The organism is Prochlorococcus sp. MIT 0801 (assembly GCF_000757865.1).
Classification (GTDB): Bacteria; Cyanobacteriota; Cyanobacteriia; order PCC-6307; family Cyanobiaceae; genus Prochlorococcus_B.
The window spans coordinates 22420-40505 of record NZ_CP007754.1 but is presented as its reverse complement, the minus strand read 5'-3'; the positions used below and the strand labels follow the sequence as shown (position 1 = coordinate 40505).

Here is an 18086-nt window from a genome sequence, read left to right as displayed (position 1 = left end):
CTTTCAACGATTTCTCTACGAAAATATGCATAGTTGCATAGAGCAGAAATAAACTTTTGTTCTTTATCATATGGACTTTTCAAAGGAGGACGAAGTGAAATACTGGAAAAGGAATAAGTAGTCATCTTAAAAAAGTAGTCAATAAGGAACAAGGAAACACTTGCGACTGATCTTCAAAAAGAACTGCTTTAGGTCAGGTTTTGTTGTGCCTACTCATCCTCATAACCAATCTTGTTTGATGGGTTAGTAATAAAGAGAATCATTAGAAAAACTACGTTTGCAGGCAAAGAAAGTTTTTTTAGCAGCAAAAGAGTCATACCCTGCGTCACGTTGAATTTCTCTTTTCCCTTACTCATATTATTTTTCCCAAAAAAGATACAAATTAGAGAATTGATTAGACGTATCAACCACAGCAGTACTGGTAGAGACTAATTTCCATCCCAATGAATTTCGTTTTTTAATAATTTCTCCGATCTCAGTTTCTTGCCTAGAAGTATTGGCATTCCCAACTGCATAGTAAATATCAAGATCATTTTCAGTTTTTGCCATAAGACCTAATCAGGTACTTCTAACGATTGAATTTGAATCTTAGAAGAATTAAAAAGAAATCAGGAGTTCTAGCACTTTCGTTCCAGTAGGTCAAAGTTGGTTAGTACGGATGGAAAGTTCAGTTGGAATTATGAGTGCTGAACTCAAAGGGGGCGACCAAAATCTCGCCCCCTTTTTCATGCAATGTACTTTTTGGGTCTGATTAATTTTTTAAATCCGTAGAGAAATCGTCAATTGATTTTCAAAATTAAGAACCATCGTAATTTGACTAAAAATAATAGGTGTAGAGAAAATGAACTATCTACGATGTCTTTACAGAGAAGGTGACACGTGGAACTTACTCTTCAAATCCCTGTCACTCTGTCACTTAAATTTCTACGTGGAACTCACGTGGAACAAGCACTTTGAGTGGTGGACTGGGTTTGACTGCCCTAAACTATTCCCACTCAATAGTCCTTTGCAAAAGAGCACCCCTAAACCCCAGTCATACCAACGGATTTCATCTTTATACATAGCACGTAAAACCCACGTAAACCCCAGTCGTGCCAATGGATTACAAGAAAAAATATACTCAATGATGCTTTTGTAGCGAAATAATATACAGACCTACTTTTTATTCTCGCTCTATAAATGATAAATGATTTCAGAAAGAATTAATCAGGATTGAAATTAGTAGTAAAATCGGAAAAACCAAAAGAGAGAAAAGATAAGAGAAGATGGATAGTTCTACTCAAGAAGGAGGAGAAAAGAAGAAAGTCACTGAAGTAAAAACATTTCCAGTTCCATTTGCTTCAGGAGAAATCAAAGAAAATCTTACTATTAATATCAATACTATTTCTAAACTTTCTCAAGAAAAAATAATTAATCAAGCAATTCAGTTTAATGTAAAAGGAAATATTTCAGAAGCAATAAAATATTATCAATATTTTATTAATCAAGGTTTTAATGATCACCGAGTTTTTTCTAATTATGGAATCATATTAAAAGATCTTGGCAAATTACAAGAAGCAGAATTATCTACTCGCAAAGCAATTGCACTCAAACCTGATTTCGTAATGGCACATTCCAATCTGGGGAATGTATTGAGAGATCTTGGCAAATTACAAGATGCAGAATTGTCATACCGCAAAGCAATTGCACTCAAACCTGATTACGCAATGGCGCATTCCAATCTGGGGAATGTATTGAGAGATCTTGGCAAATTACAAGATGCAGAATTGTCATACCGCAAAGCAATTGCACTCAAACCTGATTTCGCAATGGCGCATTCCAATCTGGGGAATGTATTGAGAGATCTTGGCAAATTACAAGATGCAGAATTGTCATACCGCAAAGCAATTGCACTCAAACCTGATTACGCAATGGCGCATTCCAATCTGGGAGTCTTATTGAATGATCTTGGCAAATTACAAGATGCAGAATTGTCATACCGCAAAGCAATTGCACTCAAACCTGATTACGCAATGGCGCATTCCAATCTGGGGAATGTATTGAGAGATCTCGGCAAATTACAAGATGCAGAATTGTCTCAACGCAAAGCAATTGCACTCAAACCTGATTTCGCAATGGCGCATTCCAATCTGGGGAATGTATTGAGAGATCTTGGTAAATTACAAGACGCAGAATTGTCATACCGCAAAGCAATTGAACTTAATCCTGATTTCGCAAAAGCATACTATTCACTATCATTAATTAACTATTCTGATGAGAATAAGATATGGCAGGATCAACTCTTATCAAAAAATATTTTAAAAAATAAATTACAAAAGAATCAAGTTGATATTTACTTCGCAATAGCAAATATTTTGCATAAGGAAAAAAATTATAAGGAAAGTTCTAGATACCTTAAATTAGCGAATAAATTAAAACTTGATATTAACCCATCTAAACCTAAAATAAGGTTCAATAAATCTAAAGCATTACTTATTGAGTCTGATAAGAAAGAAATTAATAAAAAAGCATCAAGAAATTCTTCTCAGAGTATTTTTATTGTAGGAATGCCTAGATGTGGTTCTACATTATTGGAATCAATTCTTAGTATGAGCAATGATGTATATGATCTAGGTGAAATTAATATTCTTGAGGAATCGTTCCTTGAGTATAAGAAGTCTAAACAAGATATAAATCTTGCTGACTTATATAAGAAAAAAGTAAATAATAAGACGGAAATGAATATCACAACCAACAAATGGTTATACAACTACCAATACGCAGGTATTATTCATTGTCATATACCCAACGCATACATTATTCACTGCTATAGAAATCCTTTAGATAATATTCTTTCAATTTACAGAACACATTTTGCTAATGGAAATGATTATTCCTCTTGCTTGGTTGATTGCACAAGAGTTTATTTAGATCAAGAAGACTTAATGACAAAATATAAGAATAGATTTAAATCAAAAATATATGACCTAAATTATGACTCATTAGTCAACAATCCTAAGGAAGAAATTAAATCCTTGATCTCTTGGTTAGGGTGGAAATGGCAAGATTCATTTTTAACACCGCATCTAAATCCACGCTCAGTATCTACGGCAAGTAGTGTTCAAGTTCGTTCCCCAATCAATTCAAAATCAATTGGTGGATGGAAGAACTATAAAGATATGCTGAAACCTGCGATTGAAATCCTTACCCAAACTGATAAATACAAAGACATCGCCTCCTAAACAAACTTACAAAACTGGGCAAAGTTTGAAGAGAAACATCCTAATACTTTCAGGGGAATGTATCTATTCTGGGTTTGTAAAGCGAAAATCAGACCTCTTCACAAGTATAAAAATAATTTGGTTGTGTAGAGAAAAGCATCTTTCTACGATTTCTTCATGGAGACGGTGAAAATGTGCCACGTAAAACCCACGTAAAACTGACACTTCAAAACCCTAGTTATATCCTCATCATACCTCTCACGTAAAACCTACGTAAAACCATATAAATCAAGTTATCACTAGAAAGTAGACGTTCCCGCTACTCCCACTCAATAGTTCCTGGTGGTTTACTTGTTATATCCAAAACAACTCTATTAACTCCCTCGACTTCGTTAACTATTCGATTAGAAATTTTCTCTAAGACTTCATACGGTAAACGAGACCAATCAGCGGTCATTCCATCCTCACTAGAAACACAACGAACAACAACTGGCCACTCATAAGTTCTTTGATCTCCCATTACTCCAACTGAATACACAGGCAACAAGACAGCAAAAGCCTGCCAAATCTGGTTATACAAGCCTGCATTATTAACCTCCTCTCTCACAATTAAATCTGCATTCCTTAAACAATTTAGTTTCTCATGAGTAACCTCTCCTAAAATTCTGATAGCCAATCCTGGACCTGGGAATGGATGTCTGCGAACAATCTCATCAGGCAATCCCAGTGATGTACCAACTTTTCTGACTTCATCTTTAAATAAACGTCTCAATGGCTCTACCAATTTAAATTGTAAATCTTTTGGTAAGCCTCCTACATTGTGATGACTTTTGATTTTAACCGCTATTCGTTCGCCAGTTTTTGGATCAATATTTGTTCCAGAACTTTCAATTACATCTGGATAAAGCGTACCTTGAGCCAAGTAATCAAAAGGTCCCAATCGAAGACTCTCTTCTTCAAAAACCCGAATAAATTCTCTACCTATGATTTTACGCTTTTGCTCAGGATCAGTTACTCCTTTTAATTTTGAAATAAATCTTTCTCTGGCATTGATATATTCAACATTAATTTTGAACTTCTCATCAAAAAAAGACATTAAAAATTCTGGCTCACCTTTTCTCATAAAACCTTGATCAATAAACATGCACGTCAATTGAGGTCCTATGGCTTTGTTTAATAAAAATGCAAGAGTTGATGAATCAACTCCACCAGATAGAGCCAATAAAACTTTTTTATCGCCTACCTGTTCTTTTACTTGAGAAACAGCTTCATCTATAAATAAATTTGTTGTCCAGTCTGGCTCACAGGAGCAAATAAAATATACGAAATTTCTTATTAAAACCATTCCATGAGTGGAATGAACAACTTCGGGATGAAATTGCACTCCATAAAAACTCTTATCGTGCAAAGCAATAGCTGCCTCTAAAGTATTTGAAGTATGAGCTAATCTGACAAATCCATTGGGTAATTTCTGAACTGAATCAGCATGACTCATCCACATTGTTGATCCACTTATAACATTAGTTAATAACGCTGTTGGATCATCAACTTCTAAAGGAGCCTTTCCATATTCGGCTTTGCCAGTAGCAGGTTTTACAGATCCTCCTAGCAAATGAACCATTAATTGCATTCCATAACAAACACCAAGAACAGGAATCCCTAAATTAAAAATCTCTGGATCACAATATGGAGCACCTTCTTCGTAAACAGATCCAGGGCCTCCGCTTAAAATAATTCCCTTAGGCTTGAGATGACGTAATTGGTCAGCAGATGTTGTGTAACTCATAACTAATGAATAAACCTCTGTCTCTCTAACCCTTCGAGCAATTAATTCTGAATATTGAGAACCAAAATCGAGAATTACGATTGCTGGATTACGTTTTTCAGCTGAAATCATTGAAGCCATATCAACCTGATGAATCCTTATGAAACATTCTTATCAAATAGACTAATTAAGAGAATAGGAATATGCCTATCGCTTAAGAATTAACCCAAAAGAATTAATTTGTTTTAACCCGTCAAAACCAGCCCAACGAATTTGTCTTTTACGATCAAATAAAACAGATCCTATTTCCATCGATGAAGACAAGTATCTATTCACATAGTTTCTGCTTTTAATTTCAATTTCTTTGGCCATCCTTCTCCAAATCAACGACACAGCCTCTGGGTTACTAACTTCAAGGGTCAATAAAGCATTTTCCACCGATGTTGATTTACTTATTAACTCAATCAAATCAAATGAGATGCCCTCTCTAAATGCAAGTGAGGTGAGAATTTCAATCCTTCCATCGGCAAGATGATGATGTGTATGAAAAACGCCACCAGACAGTTTTATCAGTTTTCCATGATACCCAAATAATAAAAGTTTCTTGACTCCATTTTCTGCAGCAGCAACAAGAAGAGGACCTAACCAATTCCCCGTTTTAATAATTTGATTAGCTGGAAGTCCATATTTCATTGCTAAGTCCATTCCATTTTCACCAATTACAAAAGTCAGACATCCATCAAATGTTGCTTCAGAGCATTTGTGTTCCAAGATCTCTTTACAGTTTTTCAACTGATCGGGAGACGCACTAATTTGAACCTCCGCCTGTGTCCCAATGAGAGACAATCCATCTACAACTCCAAAGGCTTCATTACTTGTCTTTAATGCACGGTCTTTCCCTTCAGGTAAAATAATTTCGACTTTAATTAAATTACCCTTGGGCAAAAGGGGGTATAGGTTCATACAAAGCAAATCACGCGCAAACTGAGATATACATGGCTGACCGGATCCTTGCAATTTACCTACTCCAAAACCTGCATGAAAATCAAGCCAATCGGGGAAACCATTTTCAACTACCCTTTTAGATTGAAAACTTGTTTTACTAAATTGAACATATGCCCAGATTTCTACTCCTCTTGTTATGTCAAGAGCCAATCCAGACTGACAATGAGTTACTGCTAAAGATCTATCACCCTTATCAAGTAAAGCAGAAGAAGAAATAGGTACAGTAATCGATTCTTCTTTATTTGGTAAATCAATACTCTCATTATCCAAAAATTTATTGCCAATAAGAGTGTTTGTTGCTGACTTTGCAGCCGCAACGACCCAAACGGGAAGAGTAAATTGATTCAAATCATTGGAAGAGCTGACGATAAAGGAAATTCCCTAAATAATTTTTTAAAATAATAGTAATCTAGATTTAAATAAGTAAATGCAGGACAAACTCAATCTAATGATTCCTGGACCGACACCGGTTCCAGAGAATGTTTTGAGTTCCATGAGTAAACACCCCATTGGTCACAGAAGTGGAGATTTTCAAAAAATTGTTCAAAAAACAACTGAGCAACTCAAATGGCTTCACCAAACAACTGCAGACGTCCTAACAATTACAGGAAGTGGGACAGCTGCAATGGAGGCAGGAATAATTAATACATTAAGCAAAGGTGATCAAGTCATTTGCGGCGATAATGGAAAATTTGGTGAAAGATGGGTAAAAGTAGCAAAAGCATATGGATTAAATGTAAAAGTAGTCAAAGCTGATTGGGGAACTCCTCTTGATCCAAATCAATTCAAAAAGATTCTTGAAGAAGACACTAATAAAAAAATTAAAGCAGTTATTTTAACTCACTCAGAAACTTCAACAGGAGTGATTAATGATCTTAAATCGATTAATAATGAAGTAAAAAATCATAGTCAAGCTATTACTATTGCTGATTGTGTAACAAGTCTTGGTGCATGTAACATCCCCATGGATGACTGGGGAATAGATGTAATAGCTTCAGGCTCTCAAAAAGGTTACATGATTCCACCTGGCCTTAGCTTTGTTGCTATGAGCAAAAGAGCATGGGAAGCAAATAATAAATCTGATTTACCTAAATTTTATTTAGATCTAAAACAATATTTAAAGACAGTTAATCAAAATAGCAATCCTTTTACCCCTGCAATAAATTTATACTTTGCTTTAGAAGCTTCACTCACAATGATGCAAAAAGAAGGGTTAAATAATATATTTGCCCGTCATTCTCTTCATCAGAAAGCAACTCAAGAAGGAATAAAAGCAATGGGTTTGAAGTTATTTACAAAAGAAGATTTTGGAAGTCCAGCGATAACAGCTGTTAAACCTGAGAATATCGACGCTGAAAGTATAAGAAAAGCATTAAAAAATGATTTCGACATACTCCTTGCTGGAGGTCAAGATCATTTAAAAGGAAAAATATTTAGAATTGGACATTTGGGTTTTGTCAATAATAGAGATATTATTAGTGTCATATCAGCTTTAGAAAGTACTCTTGATAAAATGGGCAAACTAAACGTCCCCATTGGTCAAGGAATTGCAAAAACAATTTCAGTACTAAATAAAGAATAATATTTAATAGATCAATAGAATAACTTTTAACTTTATTGTTTTAATTAGATGAAGCACTTGAGGTCCTTCCCTAAAAGCTTTTATCTAATTATGAAAAACAAGCCAGCACATGATTGTAAATTTTCTTCCTCAGCATACTTAGATAAATTTTTAAAGAACAAATAAGCCTCTTTTAAAATATCTATTTTTCACTTGAACTGCATTCATTAGTATTTTTGTAGGCACAAAAAATATTGTTGAACTACAATAAAAGAAAGATAGATATAAAAAAAATCAAAATCTCATTCAATATTTTTATATACAATTTTTCCAAAGTCAATGTCGTAAAGTTTATGCGATAAAAAAAAACTAATACTAACTAACGCTAGACAGAAGCAAAAAAAATAGATAATTTAAATTTGATAATTCTCTTAAAATCATGCCATTAGGGATAAAGCGAAACTTTTTACCACTTTCAATAATTTGTTTACTCTGCAGCAGCACTTTAGGATTAAGAATTAACGCAGCAGTCACAAATGGAGCAGATATATATTGCTTCATGAGGAATGGGGGCAATACTCATGAACCAAGCTGGCAAGCAGCCTATCAATTTATAAAAAATAAAAAACAAGGTTTATTCAAAACTTCCCCAAAACAAGCTGCTTCATTAATTGTTGAAGAAGTAGTTCAAGATCCTACAAAATATGCAGATTGCATTAATTATTTAGGTGATCTATATACGGGTGACTCGAGTTCTATAGGAATTAATAATGATAAAGAATTAGGAAATGAAGTAACTTCTTCAGGGGAAAGTGAAGAGAAAACTCCAAAAGGGAAATATATAGATCGTTATAGTTATTAGTTAATTTAATATAAACAAGAAGACTTTAGATCTAATTCAAAGTCAATTTAAAAAAAAATCTTATAAAGTACAATATTGCAATATCCGATACATTGACTTATCGGTCTATCAAGGCAAAATTCAACTAGCTAATTTCTACACATGCATAACAGGGATGCGGTTTTCTTAGAAGATCTATGCCCAAAGCTACGTGATCGAAGATGGCGCAAATCATTACATGAATTCACCGGAAACAATTGTATTTATTGTGGGAAAAATTCAGAATCAATTGACCATATTCTACCTAGAAGTAGAGGTGGGTTAAGCACTACTGAAAATTGTGTGCCTGCCTGCCTCTCATGTAATGGAAGCAAAACAGATAATGATGCTTTTGAATGGTACAGAAAACAACGTTTTTACGACCCAAGACGATCTATGGCAATAAGAGCTTGGACGGAAGGAGACATACGTTTAGCTTTAAGGCTTCTAAAATGGGCTGAGCCTAAACCTAATGAGAGTCGTAAAAATTCAAAATCGCGATCAAATGAAGATTATTCTTGGCAAGCAGCTTAAAACTCTACCAAACTTGACAAGCGGCAGAAGAATTATATTTTTCACAAATCGAAGTCAAGTTAGAAGGTTTTTCTGGTACAAGAATGATGCAAAAAAGAAAGCAAATTGACGCGAGTATGGGTTTTATAATGATCTGATTTTTGTCTTGTTCAGATATTCTTTTATAGTTCCTTAATTTCCTAGCGCCATTAGAGGAATTCAGACTAGGCTTTAAATAAGAAGCAATCATTGCTAAATAATCAACATAATACATTTGTACTAATGATTCAAGATATTGTCAAGCGATCTGAGCCTCTACCGCCTAGATCAAAATTAATCATATTTGGAGGTGGATTTAGTGGTCAAAGAATCGCAAGTGTAGGAAGGCATTTAGGAGTAAAAGTTTTATGCAGCCGGAGAAAAGAAGGTAGCAAAGGAGCTGATTTTGTATTTAACACCGATCAAAAATTTTCTAATGAAATTCTGGAAGGAGCAACACATGTCTTAAGTTGTATACCTCCTTTATTAAGTGGAGAAGATCCTGTGCTTCTTAAACTTAAAAATCAATTACTAAATTCAAAAAAGATAAAGTGGGTGGGTTATTTATCAACTACTGGTGTATATGGAGATTCAAAAGGTAACTGGGTAAATGAGAATACGTCTCCAAACCCTCAACAAGAAAGAAGTATTCGTAGATTGTCCTGTGAAAAACAATGGCTAGATACAAAGCTACCGATTCAAATACTCAGATTACCAGGAATTTATGGGCCTGGAAGATCTGCATTTGAAAGCCTGTTAAATGGAACAACGAAAATGATCGATAAACCCGGTCAAGTTTTTTCAAGAATTCATGTCGATGATATTGCTGGATCTGTCTTATTCTTAATTAATCTCTTTTTTCAAGGGAGAACTCCATCAGTAGTGAATGTAGCCGATAACTTGCCAGCAAGTAATCTTGACGTGCTTAATTTCGCAGCCAAAATAGCCAAAAAATCTCTACCATCAACAGTACCTTTTGAAATTGCGCAAACAACAATGAGTCCAATGGCAATATCTTTTTGGCAGGAGAATAGAAAAGTTGATAACGAGTTATTATGTAAAAAACTTGGCTATTCTCTAATTTATCCTGATTTTAAATCTGGGTTAAAGAATTGTTTTTCGCATATAAAAATGAATTAATAATCTTTATTTTTTTAAATTATCATTAATAAATGTATTTTAAAAGTCATTTTAACCTAGTTACTAAATAATTAAAGTCAAATGAAATTAACCCAATATTTTAAAAAACTTATTCCAATCTATTGCAAGCCAACTTTTACTTAACACTTGGCTAAAAAATTAAAACCCCAAAGAAAAAATCGAAACATGACAAAATCTCAAAATACAAAAGAAAAGAAAACTAAACTTATTATTTCATTAGGAGATCCTGCAGGCATAGGGACTGAAATAACATTAAAAGCTCTTGGCTCTAAGAGGTTAAATAAAAATATAAAGCCTTTGCTTGTTGGATGCGAAAATAATATTCATGAAACCTATTCAAAGTTAATTAAGCATGGAATAGATAATATTCCCGATCCGAACAAGCTTGATATTATCGATATCCCTTTAGAAAATAAAGTTATTCCAGGAATAGTAGACAAATATTCTGGTTCAGCGAGCTTTAAATGGCTTGTAAATGCAACTAATATACTTTCCGAGGGAAAAGCTAATGCTCTAGTAACAGCACCTATTTCTAAAATTGCCTGGCATAAAGCTGGTCATAAATTTGCAGGGCAAACTGATTTATTAGGTAAATTAACTAATAAACAAACATCTATGCTTTTTACAGCTATCTCACCAAATAATGGATGGAGATTTAATACTTTATTAGCCACAACACATATACCACTTAATAAAATAAATAATACTTTAACAAAAGCATTGATCAGGCATAAATTAGATACCTTGTTGAGTTTCTGTCGTAAGTTCAAAGAAAAGCCATCAATACAAATAGCCGGCTTAAATCCACATGCAGGGGAAGAAGGAAAAATTGGAATAGAAGAACAAAACTTAATCATTCCTATTTTAAATGAATGGAAATTAGATAATCCAAGCATCAAAATTAGTGGACCCATACCTCCAGATACCTGTTGGATTTCATCAGGAAATGCATGGAATGCCGCCTCAAGTCAAAATAATGCACCTGATGGAATACTCGCTTTGTATCACGATCAAGGTCTGATCCCTGTCAAACTAATTGCCTTTGATGAAGCTGTTAACACAACTCTTGGGTTGCCTTTTGTGAGAACATCACCTGATCATGGGACTGCTCTTGATATTGCAGGAAAATTCAAAGCAAGAGAAAAAAGTATGATTGCAGCAATGAATAATGCTTGGCTCCTTTCTCAATAAATAAAAAATTTACACAGGTTTTAATCTCATTAAAACTTGACCAAACTCGACTGGTGTTCCGTTCTCTACAAGAATTTCAATAACTTCACCGCTTACCTCTGATTCTAATTCGTTCATTAATTTCATTGCCTCAAGAATACAAACAGCTTGACCTACAGTAATTCTGGACCCAATCTCCACGAAAGGGGGCTCTTCAGGGCCTGGTGCTCGATAAAAGGTCCCAACCATAGGAGCTGTAACTTCAACTAAATCAGAGCGTGATCCTGGAACGGAAGGAGGGGGGGTGCTTTGTACAGGAGAAGCATCAATTTTAGATTGAGTTGGGGTTAGTGGTGGATCAATGTCTTCTGAAGTGATTTTCCTATTGGAAGTTATTGAATCTGAAGAAGTCCCAAGATTACGTTTAACTTCCAAGCAAAAGTCTTCTCCCTCAAGTCGAAACTCTTGAATATCACTCTCAGCTAAAGTTGCCAATAAGCGATGAAGCTCTTCGTGATCAAGATTCATAGTCATTGTGTTTCTCGGCCTAGATAACTGTCATTTCGAGTGTCTACTCGAATTTTCTCACCAATTGAAATAAATAATGGGACCATTACTTGGGCTCCTGTTTCCAAGATTGCAGGCTTTGTTCCTCCAGAAGCAGTGTCACCTTTTACGCCAGGATCAGTTTCTTTTATTTCTAAAACAACTGAATTGGGCAATTCAACTTCAAGAGGTTTTTCATTCCAAGACACTACATTAACCTCCATACCTTCCTTTAGATATTTCCTGCTTTCACCAATTTGTTTAGCTGATAGACGAGTTTCTTCATAAGAAGTCATATCCATAAATACAAAATCATCTCCGTCCATATAAGTGTGTTGCAACTTTGATTTCTCTAAAAGAGCTTGAGGAACCATTTCCCCAGCCCTAAAAGTCTTTTCAACAACACTACCGCTCACGACGGCCTTTAATTTGGTCCTAACAAAGGCAGAACCCTTACCAGGCTTGACATGTAGAAATTCAATAACACGCCAAACTGCACCGTCTAACTCGATCGTAGTGCCAGTGCGAAAGTCGTTACTTGAAATCATTCACACAAAAGATACCAATCGATCATAAGTCTGTGCCAAAGTCATGCAAAACATAGAATTAACATGGCGAAAAAGATTTGCATTCTTGCCCTGATAACAATCCTGTTTTCTTTAAGCTCTCCATGGATTGACCCTGCTGTTGCAAGCCTTCCAAATGGTAATCGATTGAAAGATCCATACGCAATATTAAGAAATTCTTTACCGATTGACCAAAAAGAATTACGTGAATTACAAAACAAACTAGAAGATACCAGTGAAGATCTTCGAGGAAGTAGATGGTCAGCTATCAGCAAAGCCACTTCAAGAAGTCAATTCCTAGTCAGTAACAAAAAAAATCAAATTCTTGATTCAATGCCAGAGGAAAATAGAGAAAATGCGGCTAATCTACTTTCTAATTTGAAAAAAGAGCTTGATGAGTTAGGTCAAATAGCGAACGAAAAAAATAAAGTCTCATTTCTTGACGTAAGGCGTCAAAGCTTAAAAACAATTGATGATATAGAATCTCTTCTTATTACAAAAAATTTCCCATATAAAATACCCAGTGAATACAATAATCTACCAAGACTTTTAGGTAGAGCAAATGTAGAAATTAAAACATCAAAAGGAAATATGAATGCAATTATTGATGGTTACAATGCTCCGCTTACAGCTGGTGCGTTTATAGATCTTTCAATGAAAGGTTTTTACGATGGTTTACCAATCAATAGGGCTGAAGAGTTTTTTATTCTTCAAACTGGGGATCCTAAAGGAGAAACAATTGGATATATAGACCCTGATAATAATGAGTTGCGAAGAGTTCCATTAGAAATAAGAACTTCTAGTTTGGAAGATACACTTTATGGAGAAACTTTTGAAGACGTTGGTCTTTACACTGAGACCCCAGTTCTTCCATTTGCAACTTTAGGAACACTTGGCTGGGCTCACTCTGATACAGATTTAAATGATGGTTCATCGCAGTTTTTCTTCTTCTTATATGAAGCTGAATTAAATCCAGCTGGACGTAATCTTATTGATGGAAGAAACGCAGCTTTTGGCTACGTCATAGAAGGTTCAGAAATATTAAATAAACTTGGAGTAGATGATAAAATTATCTCGATTACAGTATTAAATGGTTCAGAAAATCTAAAACTTAAAGCTTAAATTTGAAACAAAGTGACAACTACAATTAAAGATTTAGGTGAAATAGAATTACTAAATCGTTTAAAAAAGTTTATGCGCTGCGGACAAATAGATGATGATGTCGCAGAAATAAATACAAAAAATAAAAGTTTATTAATTAATACTGATTTACTTGTAGAAAAAATTCATTTTTCAGATGAAATATCTAATGCTAAAGATATTGGCTGGAAATGTATTACCACAAATATTTCTGATCTTATTTGCAGCGGCTCAGAAAATATAATTTCCTTTACTGTTGGGCTTGTTTTGCCGCCAAACACAGATTGGAAATGGGTTGAGAATCTATATGAAGGAATGTGGGAAGCAATGCAAGAATTTGGAGGAGAAATAATCGGTGGAGATTGCTCATGCGGAGAAACAAAAATGATTTCAATTACAGCAATTGGAGAAATGAATCTACCCAGACTACATAGAGGAAATGCTTTACCTGGAGATTACATTGTTAGCACTGGATTCCATGGATTAAGTAGGCTAGGATTGGCCCTTTTAACATCCGAGAAACTGCCAAGTGAATCCCACCTAAGTCCTGAGCTGATTAATAAGGCTGTCAAAGCACACAAACGCCCCTATCCTGCATTAAAAGCACTCAAAGCATTAATAGCTTGTAAACCTCAATCAACGAGTTGGAGAGCCGCAGGAACTGATAGCAGCGATGGACTAATTGAATCAATTAGAGGAATTTGCCAAGCCAGTAATTGTCAAGCAGTTTTATCAAAAACTTCTATTCTCAAATATCCCGACTGGCCAGAAGATGATATTTGGGATGAATGGATCCTGAATGGTGGTGAGGACTATGAATTGATACTGAGTCTTCCTAAAGAATGGGCAAAGTCATTATCAAATAAATTAAAACATGCCAAAATTATTGGGTTTATCAAAAAAGGTAAACCCAATATTTTCTGGGATAATTTAGAACAAACTAAAATTGACCAATCCAGTAGATTTCGACATTTTTAGCGCTATAACTTAATTTTTACTTCCATTTCTGAGCAACAATTTCAGCCAAGTCAACAACCCTTTGACTGTAACCCCACTCATTGTCATACCAAGCTAAAACTTTGACCATATTGTCATCGATACACATTGTTAAAGCTTCATCAACAATGGTTGATTCATTCGTTCCTGCATAGTCAGTAGAAACCAGAGGCAAATCACCATATTTAATGATTCCTTTCATTTCTCCCTGTGAAGCAGTTTTCAATAATGAATTGACCTCTTCAGCACTAGTTTTACGACTTGATTCAAAAACCAAATCAACTGCAGAAACATTAGGAGTAGGGACTCGCATCGCAATACCAGTTAATTTCCCTTTCATTTGTGGATAAACAAGTGCAACAGCCTTTGCCGCTCCGGTTGAAGTAGGGACCAAATTCATTGCTGCTGCTCTTGCACGACGTAAATCGCGATGAGCATTATCAAGAATTCTTTGATCTCCCGTATAACTATGAATCGTGGTCATTAACCCTTTATTAATTCCCAACTTTTGATCTAAAACTTTTACGATTGGAGCTAAACAATTGGTGGTACAACTTGCATTGCTGAGGATATCAAAATCTTCATGAGAGTAGGAATCAGCGTTAACACCAACAACATATGTACCTACACCATCACCCTTACCAGGTGCAGTAAGAATGACCTTCTTAGCCCCAACTTGTAGATGCTTACTAGCACCCACATCTGTATTAAATACGCCTGTTGACTCAATTACTAAATCAATTCCCCACTCTTTCCAGGGAAGATTTAAAGGGTTTCTATCTGAGTAACATTTTATAGTTTTGCCATTAATTTGAAATGTATCGTCTGTATGTGAAATTTCGGCGTCTTTTATAGCACCTAAAATAGAGTCATATTTGAGCAAATGTGCACAAGTTTTTGGGTCAGAAGTGACGTTAATGCCGACCACCTCAATATTTGTATTTGCACCCCTACTAAGCCAACAACGCATAAAATTGCGTCCAATTCTTCCGAATCCATTAATCGCTACACGCAAGGTCATTTCAAAAACGGTAAAACCGCACAAGCTACTGGCCGCTAATCATACAGAACGATGATCATTTTCTGCGCATTTTGAAAAATAATTGAAGCGTTAAGGACATAAAAAGTACAAAAACTCTCTAATTCTTTAAAAAATGTGCCTTTAAATCAATGAAGAGTTATCTTTCTAAGGACACTGAAGTGAAATTGAAGAAAACAACAGAGTTACCAACTCATATTCATTTTATTGGAATCGGTGGTATTGGTATGTCTGCTCTAGCAATGATTCTCGCGAAAAAAGGATATTCAATTTCTGGCTCTGACCAGAAAAAAAACCTAACTTTAAAGAAATTAGCAGAAAATAAAGTCCACACCTTTCCAACCCAAGCAGAATCGAATATTGATGAAATTCTTAAAGTCCATGGAAAAAATATATTAGTTGTTAGAAGTTCAGCAATACATCGAGATAATTCAGAATTATCTAAAGCAAGAAAATATAATTTAACAATTAAACATCGTTCTGAAATATTGGCCTTTTTAATTGAACAAAAAAGATCAATAATTGTCTCAGGATCTCATGGCAAAACAACTACAAGTACTTACATTACAACATTATTTTCATATGCCAATAAGAATCCGACGGCTATCATAGGCGGAATTATACCTCTCTACAAAAAAAACTACAATTTTGGCAATAGTGAATTTTTGATCGCAGAAGCAGATGAATCGGATGGATCGTTAGTAAACTTTAATCCAAATATCGGATTGATTACGAATTTAGAACTTGAACATGTTGATCATTATCTAGATCTAGAAGATTTAATAAAAACAATGAAACAATTTGCTCAAAAGTGTGAATGCTTAATTACTAATTTTGATTGTGAAAATCTTAGAGATAATATACAGAGTTCTAAATTATTTTCGATTAAAAAAATTAATAATATAGATTTTGCACTAATTCCGAAAGAATCTAATGGATATGAAATTATTGCAGAGTATTATGAAAAAGAAAAGTTTATTGATGTTATAAAAATACCAGTTCCTGGAATACACAATTTAAGCAATACAGTAGCTGCAATAGCTGCATGCAGAGTAGCTGGAATTCTTTTCAAAGATATAAAAGAAGGAATTAAGAATTTAAAGCTCCCTTCAAGAAGGTTTGAATTTAAAGGATTATGGCAAAATAGATTAATAGTTGAGGATTATGCTCATCATCCGAGCGAAATTGATGCTGCAATATCAATTGCATCTACTATCATCAAGACAAAACATAAACTTTCAAAAATTTTGCCTAGAAGATTAGTTACCATATTTCAGCCACATCGATATAGTAGAACTCAAAAGTTTCAAAAGGAATTTGCAAAAAGTCTAAGTCAATCTGATTTAGTAATTATAACTCCAATTTACTCTGCTGGAGAAGATAAAGTCGAAGATATAAATAATAAGAATATTGGAGATGAGTTAAAAAAAATTAAACCTAACCTAGAAATATATACACCAGATAACAATCAAGATGTGATAAAAATAATAAAAAAACATACACTTGAAAAAGACTTGATTTTAATAATGGGAGCAGGAGATATTAATCTAATATGTGAAAATCTATTTTTAGAATTACTCAATAATAAATTAATCAGCAATAATATAGCCGCTTAATAAATGAATTCCATTAAATTAGAGAAAAATATTTCCTTATCAAATTTCACTACTTGGAGAATAGGGGGTCCTGCAGAATGGATTGCTCAACCAAAAAATATAGAAGAAATTAATTATTTAATTACTTGGATAAATAAGAAAAAAATTCCTTGCAATATTATTGGTGCTGGATCAAATCTTTTAATAAATGACAAAGGAATTAAAGGTTTAAGTCTATGTATGCGTAATTTCAAAGGAATTCAAATTGATAAAAACAATGGAATTATCGAAGTCCTTAGCGGTGAAATGCTTCCTACTCTGGCGAGAAAAGCGGCTGCGAGTGGACTTCATGGCTTCGAATGGGCTGTAGGAATACCAGGAACAATTGGTGGGGCTGTAGTTATGAATGCTGGGGCACAAGAAGATTGCATATCTAACTATCTCGAGAGTATTACAACGCTATCTTTGACAGGTGAATACAAAATGATCAAGGGCAAGGATCTCAATTTTGGATACCGACACAGTCTGCTTCAAAATGAAAAATTAATTGTTATCTCTGCTCGACTCAAGCTGATGTCAGGTCATGCAGAAGAAATTCGACAGGTCACAAATGAAAACTTAAATCATCGATTAAAAACTCAACCTTATCAAGCTCAAACATGCGGCAGTGTTTTTCGTAATCCAGAACCTTTGAAAGCTGCAAAATTAATTGAAGAAATTGGTTTAAAAGGATTTCGTTTTGGTGGAGCAGAAATATCCAAAATACATTCAAATTTTATAATTAACGCAAACCAAGCTTCCTCTTATGACGTCAGAGAATTGATTAAATATGTCAAGAAAAGAGTTTTTGATTCTTATGGAATCTTGTTAGAAACAGAAGTTAAACAATGTGGCTTTTAAATTTAAACCC

At 34.4% G+C, this 18086-nt stretch carries 16 protein-coding genes; 10 read left to right on the top strand and 6 right to left on the bottom strand.

Translation table 11 applies throughout. The annotated features are described in order from the left end of the window. Positions 1-357: 357 nt before the first annotated feature. Positions 358-549 carry a hypothetical protein gene (locus tag EW15_RS00185; protein ID WP_038650473.1) on the bottom strand — a complete coding sequence of 64 codons (192 nt, stop codon included), beginning with the start codon at positions 547-549 and terminating at the stop codon, positions 358-360. A gap of 716 nt (positions 550-1265) precedes the next feature. Between EW15_RS00185 and EW15_RS00180 the strand changes: the two genes are divergently transcribed. Continuing rightward, positions 1266-3221 carry a tetratricopeptide repeat-containing sulfotransferase family protein gene (locus EW15_RS00180; protein WP_052041133.1) on the top strand — a complete coding sequence of 652 codons (1956 nt, stop codon included), beginning with the start codon at positions 1266-1268 and terminating at the stop codon, positions 3219-3221. 298 nt (positions 3222-3519) lie between these two features. On the opposite strand, the gene guaA is transcribed toward EW15_RS00180, so the two are convergent. Further along, entirely contained in the window at positions 3520-5106 is a 1587-nt protein-coding gene (guaA, locus tag EW15_RS00175; RefSeq protein ID WP_038650471.1) for a glutamine-hydrolyzing GMP synthase, read from the bottom strand. Between the two features lie 66 nt (positions 5107-5172). After that, a complete protein-coding gene (cbiD, locus tag EW15_RS00170) occupies positions 5173-6318 on the bottom strand; it encodes a cobalt-precorrin-5B (C(1))-methyltransferase CbiD (protein WP_038650470.1) in 1146 nt (381 codons plus the stop codon). A 79-nt stretch (positions 6319-6397) separates the two neighbouring features. Between cbiD and EW15_RS00165 the strand changes: the two genes are divergently transcribed. From EW15_RS00165 to pdxA, 5 genes are all read left to right on the top strand, one after another. Next, positions 6398-7552 carry an alanine--glyoxylate aminotransferase family protein gene (locus tag EW15_RS00165; protein ID WP_038650467.1) on the top strand — a complete coding sequence of 385 codons (1155 nt, stop codon included), beginning with the start codon at positions 6398-6400 and terminating at the stop codon, positions 7550-7552. Between the two features lie 418 nt (positions 7553-7970). Continuing rightward, entirely contained in the window at positions 7971-8393 is a 423-nt protein-coding gene (locus tag EW15_RS00160) for a DUF6554 family protein (RefSeq protein ID WP_038650464.1), read from the top strand. Positions 8394-8534: 141 nt separating this feature from the next. Beyond that, on the top strand, positions 8535-8945 hold the full coding sequence (locus EW15_RS00155; RefSeq protein ID WP_038650461.1) for an HNH endonuclease: 411 nt from the start codon (positions 8535-8537) through the stop codon (positions 8943-8945). A gap of 261 nt (positions 8946-9206) precedes the next feature. Then, on the top strand, positions 9207-10103 hold the full coding sequence (locus tag EW15_RS00145) for an SDR family oxidoreductase (RefSeq protein ID WP_038654907.1): 897 nt from the start codon (positions 9207-9209) through the stop codon (positions 10101-10103). A gap of 186 nt (positions 10104-10289) precedes the next feature. Further along, a complete protein-coding gene (pdxA, locus tag EW15_RS00140; protein WP_038650456.1) occupies positions 10290-11315 on the top strand; it encodes a 4-hydroxythreonine-4-phosphate dehydrogenase PdxA in 1026 nt (341 codons plus the stop codon). Positions 11316-11324: 9 nt separating this feature from the next. Here the strand turns inward: pdxA and accB are convergent, their stop codons facing one another. Next, a complete protein-coding gene (accB, locus tag EW15_RS00135; protein WP_038650453.1) occupies positions 11325-11828 on the bottom strand; it encodes an acetyl-CoA carboxylase biotin carboxyl carrier protein in 504 nt (167 codons plus the stop codon). Next, positions 11825-12388 carry an elongation factor P gene (gene efp / locus EW15_RS00130; protein ID WP_038650450.1) on the bottom strand — a complete coding sequence of 188 codons (564 nt, stop codon included), beginning with the start codon at positions 12386-12388 and terminating at the stop codon, positions 11825-11827. The genes accB and efp overlap by 4 nt, the downstream gene beginning before the upstream one ends. A gap of 63 nt (positions 12389-12451) precedes the next feature. Here efp and EW15_RS00125 point away from each other — a divergent pair, with 63 nt between their 5' ends. Then, the gene (locus tag EW15_RS00125; RefSeq protein WP_038650448.1) at positions 12452-13528 is read left to right on the top strand and encodes a peptidylprolyl isomerase; all 1077 of its coding nucleotides are present in this window, start codon (positions 12452-12454) and stop codon (positions 13526-13528) included. Positions 13529-13540: 12 nt separating this feature from the next. Next, a complete protein-coding gene (gene thiL, locus EW15_RS00120) occupies positions 13541-14524 on the top strand; it encodes a thiamine-phosphate kinase (protein ID WP_038650445.1) in 984 nt (327 codons plus the stop codon). 16 nt (positions 14525-14540) lie between these two features. Here thiL and gap read toward each other — a convergent pair whose 3' ends face one another. After that, positions 14541-15563 (bottom strand): type I glyceraldehyde-3-phosphate dehydrogenase, encoded by a 1023-nt coding sequence (gene gap / locus EW15_RS00115; protein WP_038650443.1) that lies wholly within the window; start codon positions 15561-15563, stop codon positions 14541-14543. Positions 15564-15742: 179 nt separating this feature from the next. Here gap and murC point away from each other — a divergent pair, with 179 nt between their 5' ends. Both murC and murB read left to right on the top strand, forming a co-directional pair. Further along, positions 15743-17197, top strand: a complete 1455-nt coding sequence (gene murC, locus EW15_RS00110) for a UDP-N-acetylmuramate--L-alanine ligase (RefSeq protein ID WP_071841073.1) — start codon at positions 15743-15745, stop codon at positions 17195-17197. Between the two features lie 3 nt (positions 17198-17200). After that, a complete protein-coding gene (gene murB / locus EW15_RS00105) occupies positions 17201-18076 on the top strand; it encodes a UDP-N-acetylmuramate dehydrogenase (protein WP_038650441.1) in 876 nt (291 codons plus the stop codon). The last annotated feature ends 10 nt before the right edge of the window (positions 18077-18086 follow it).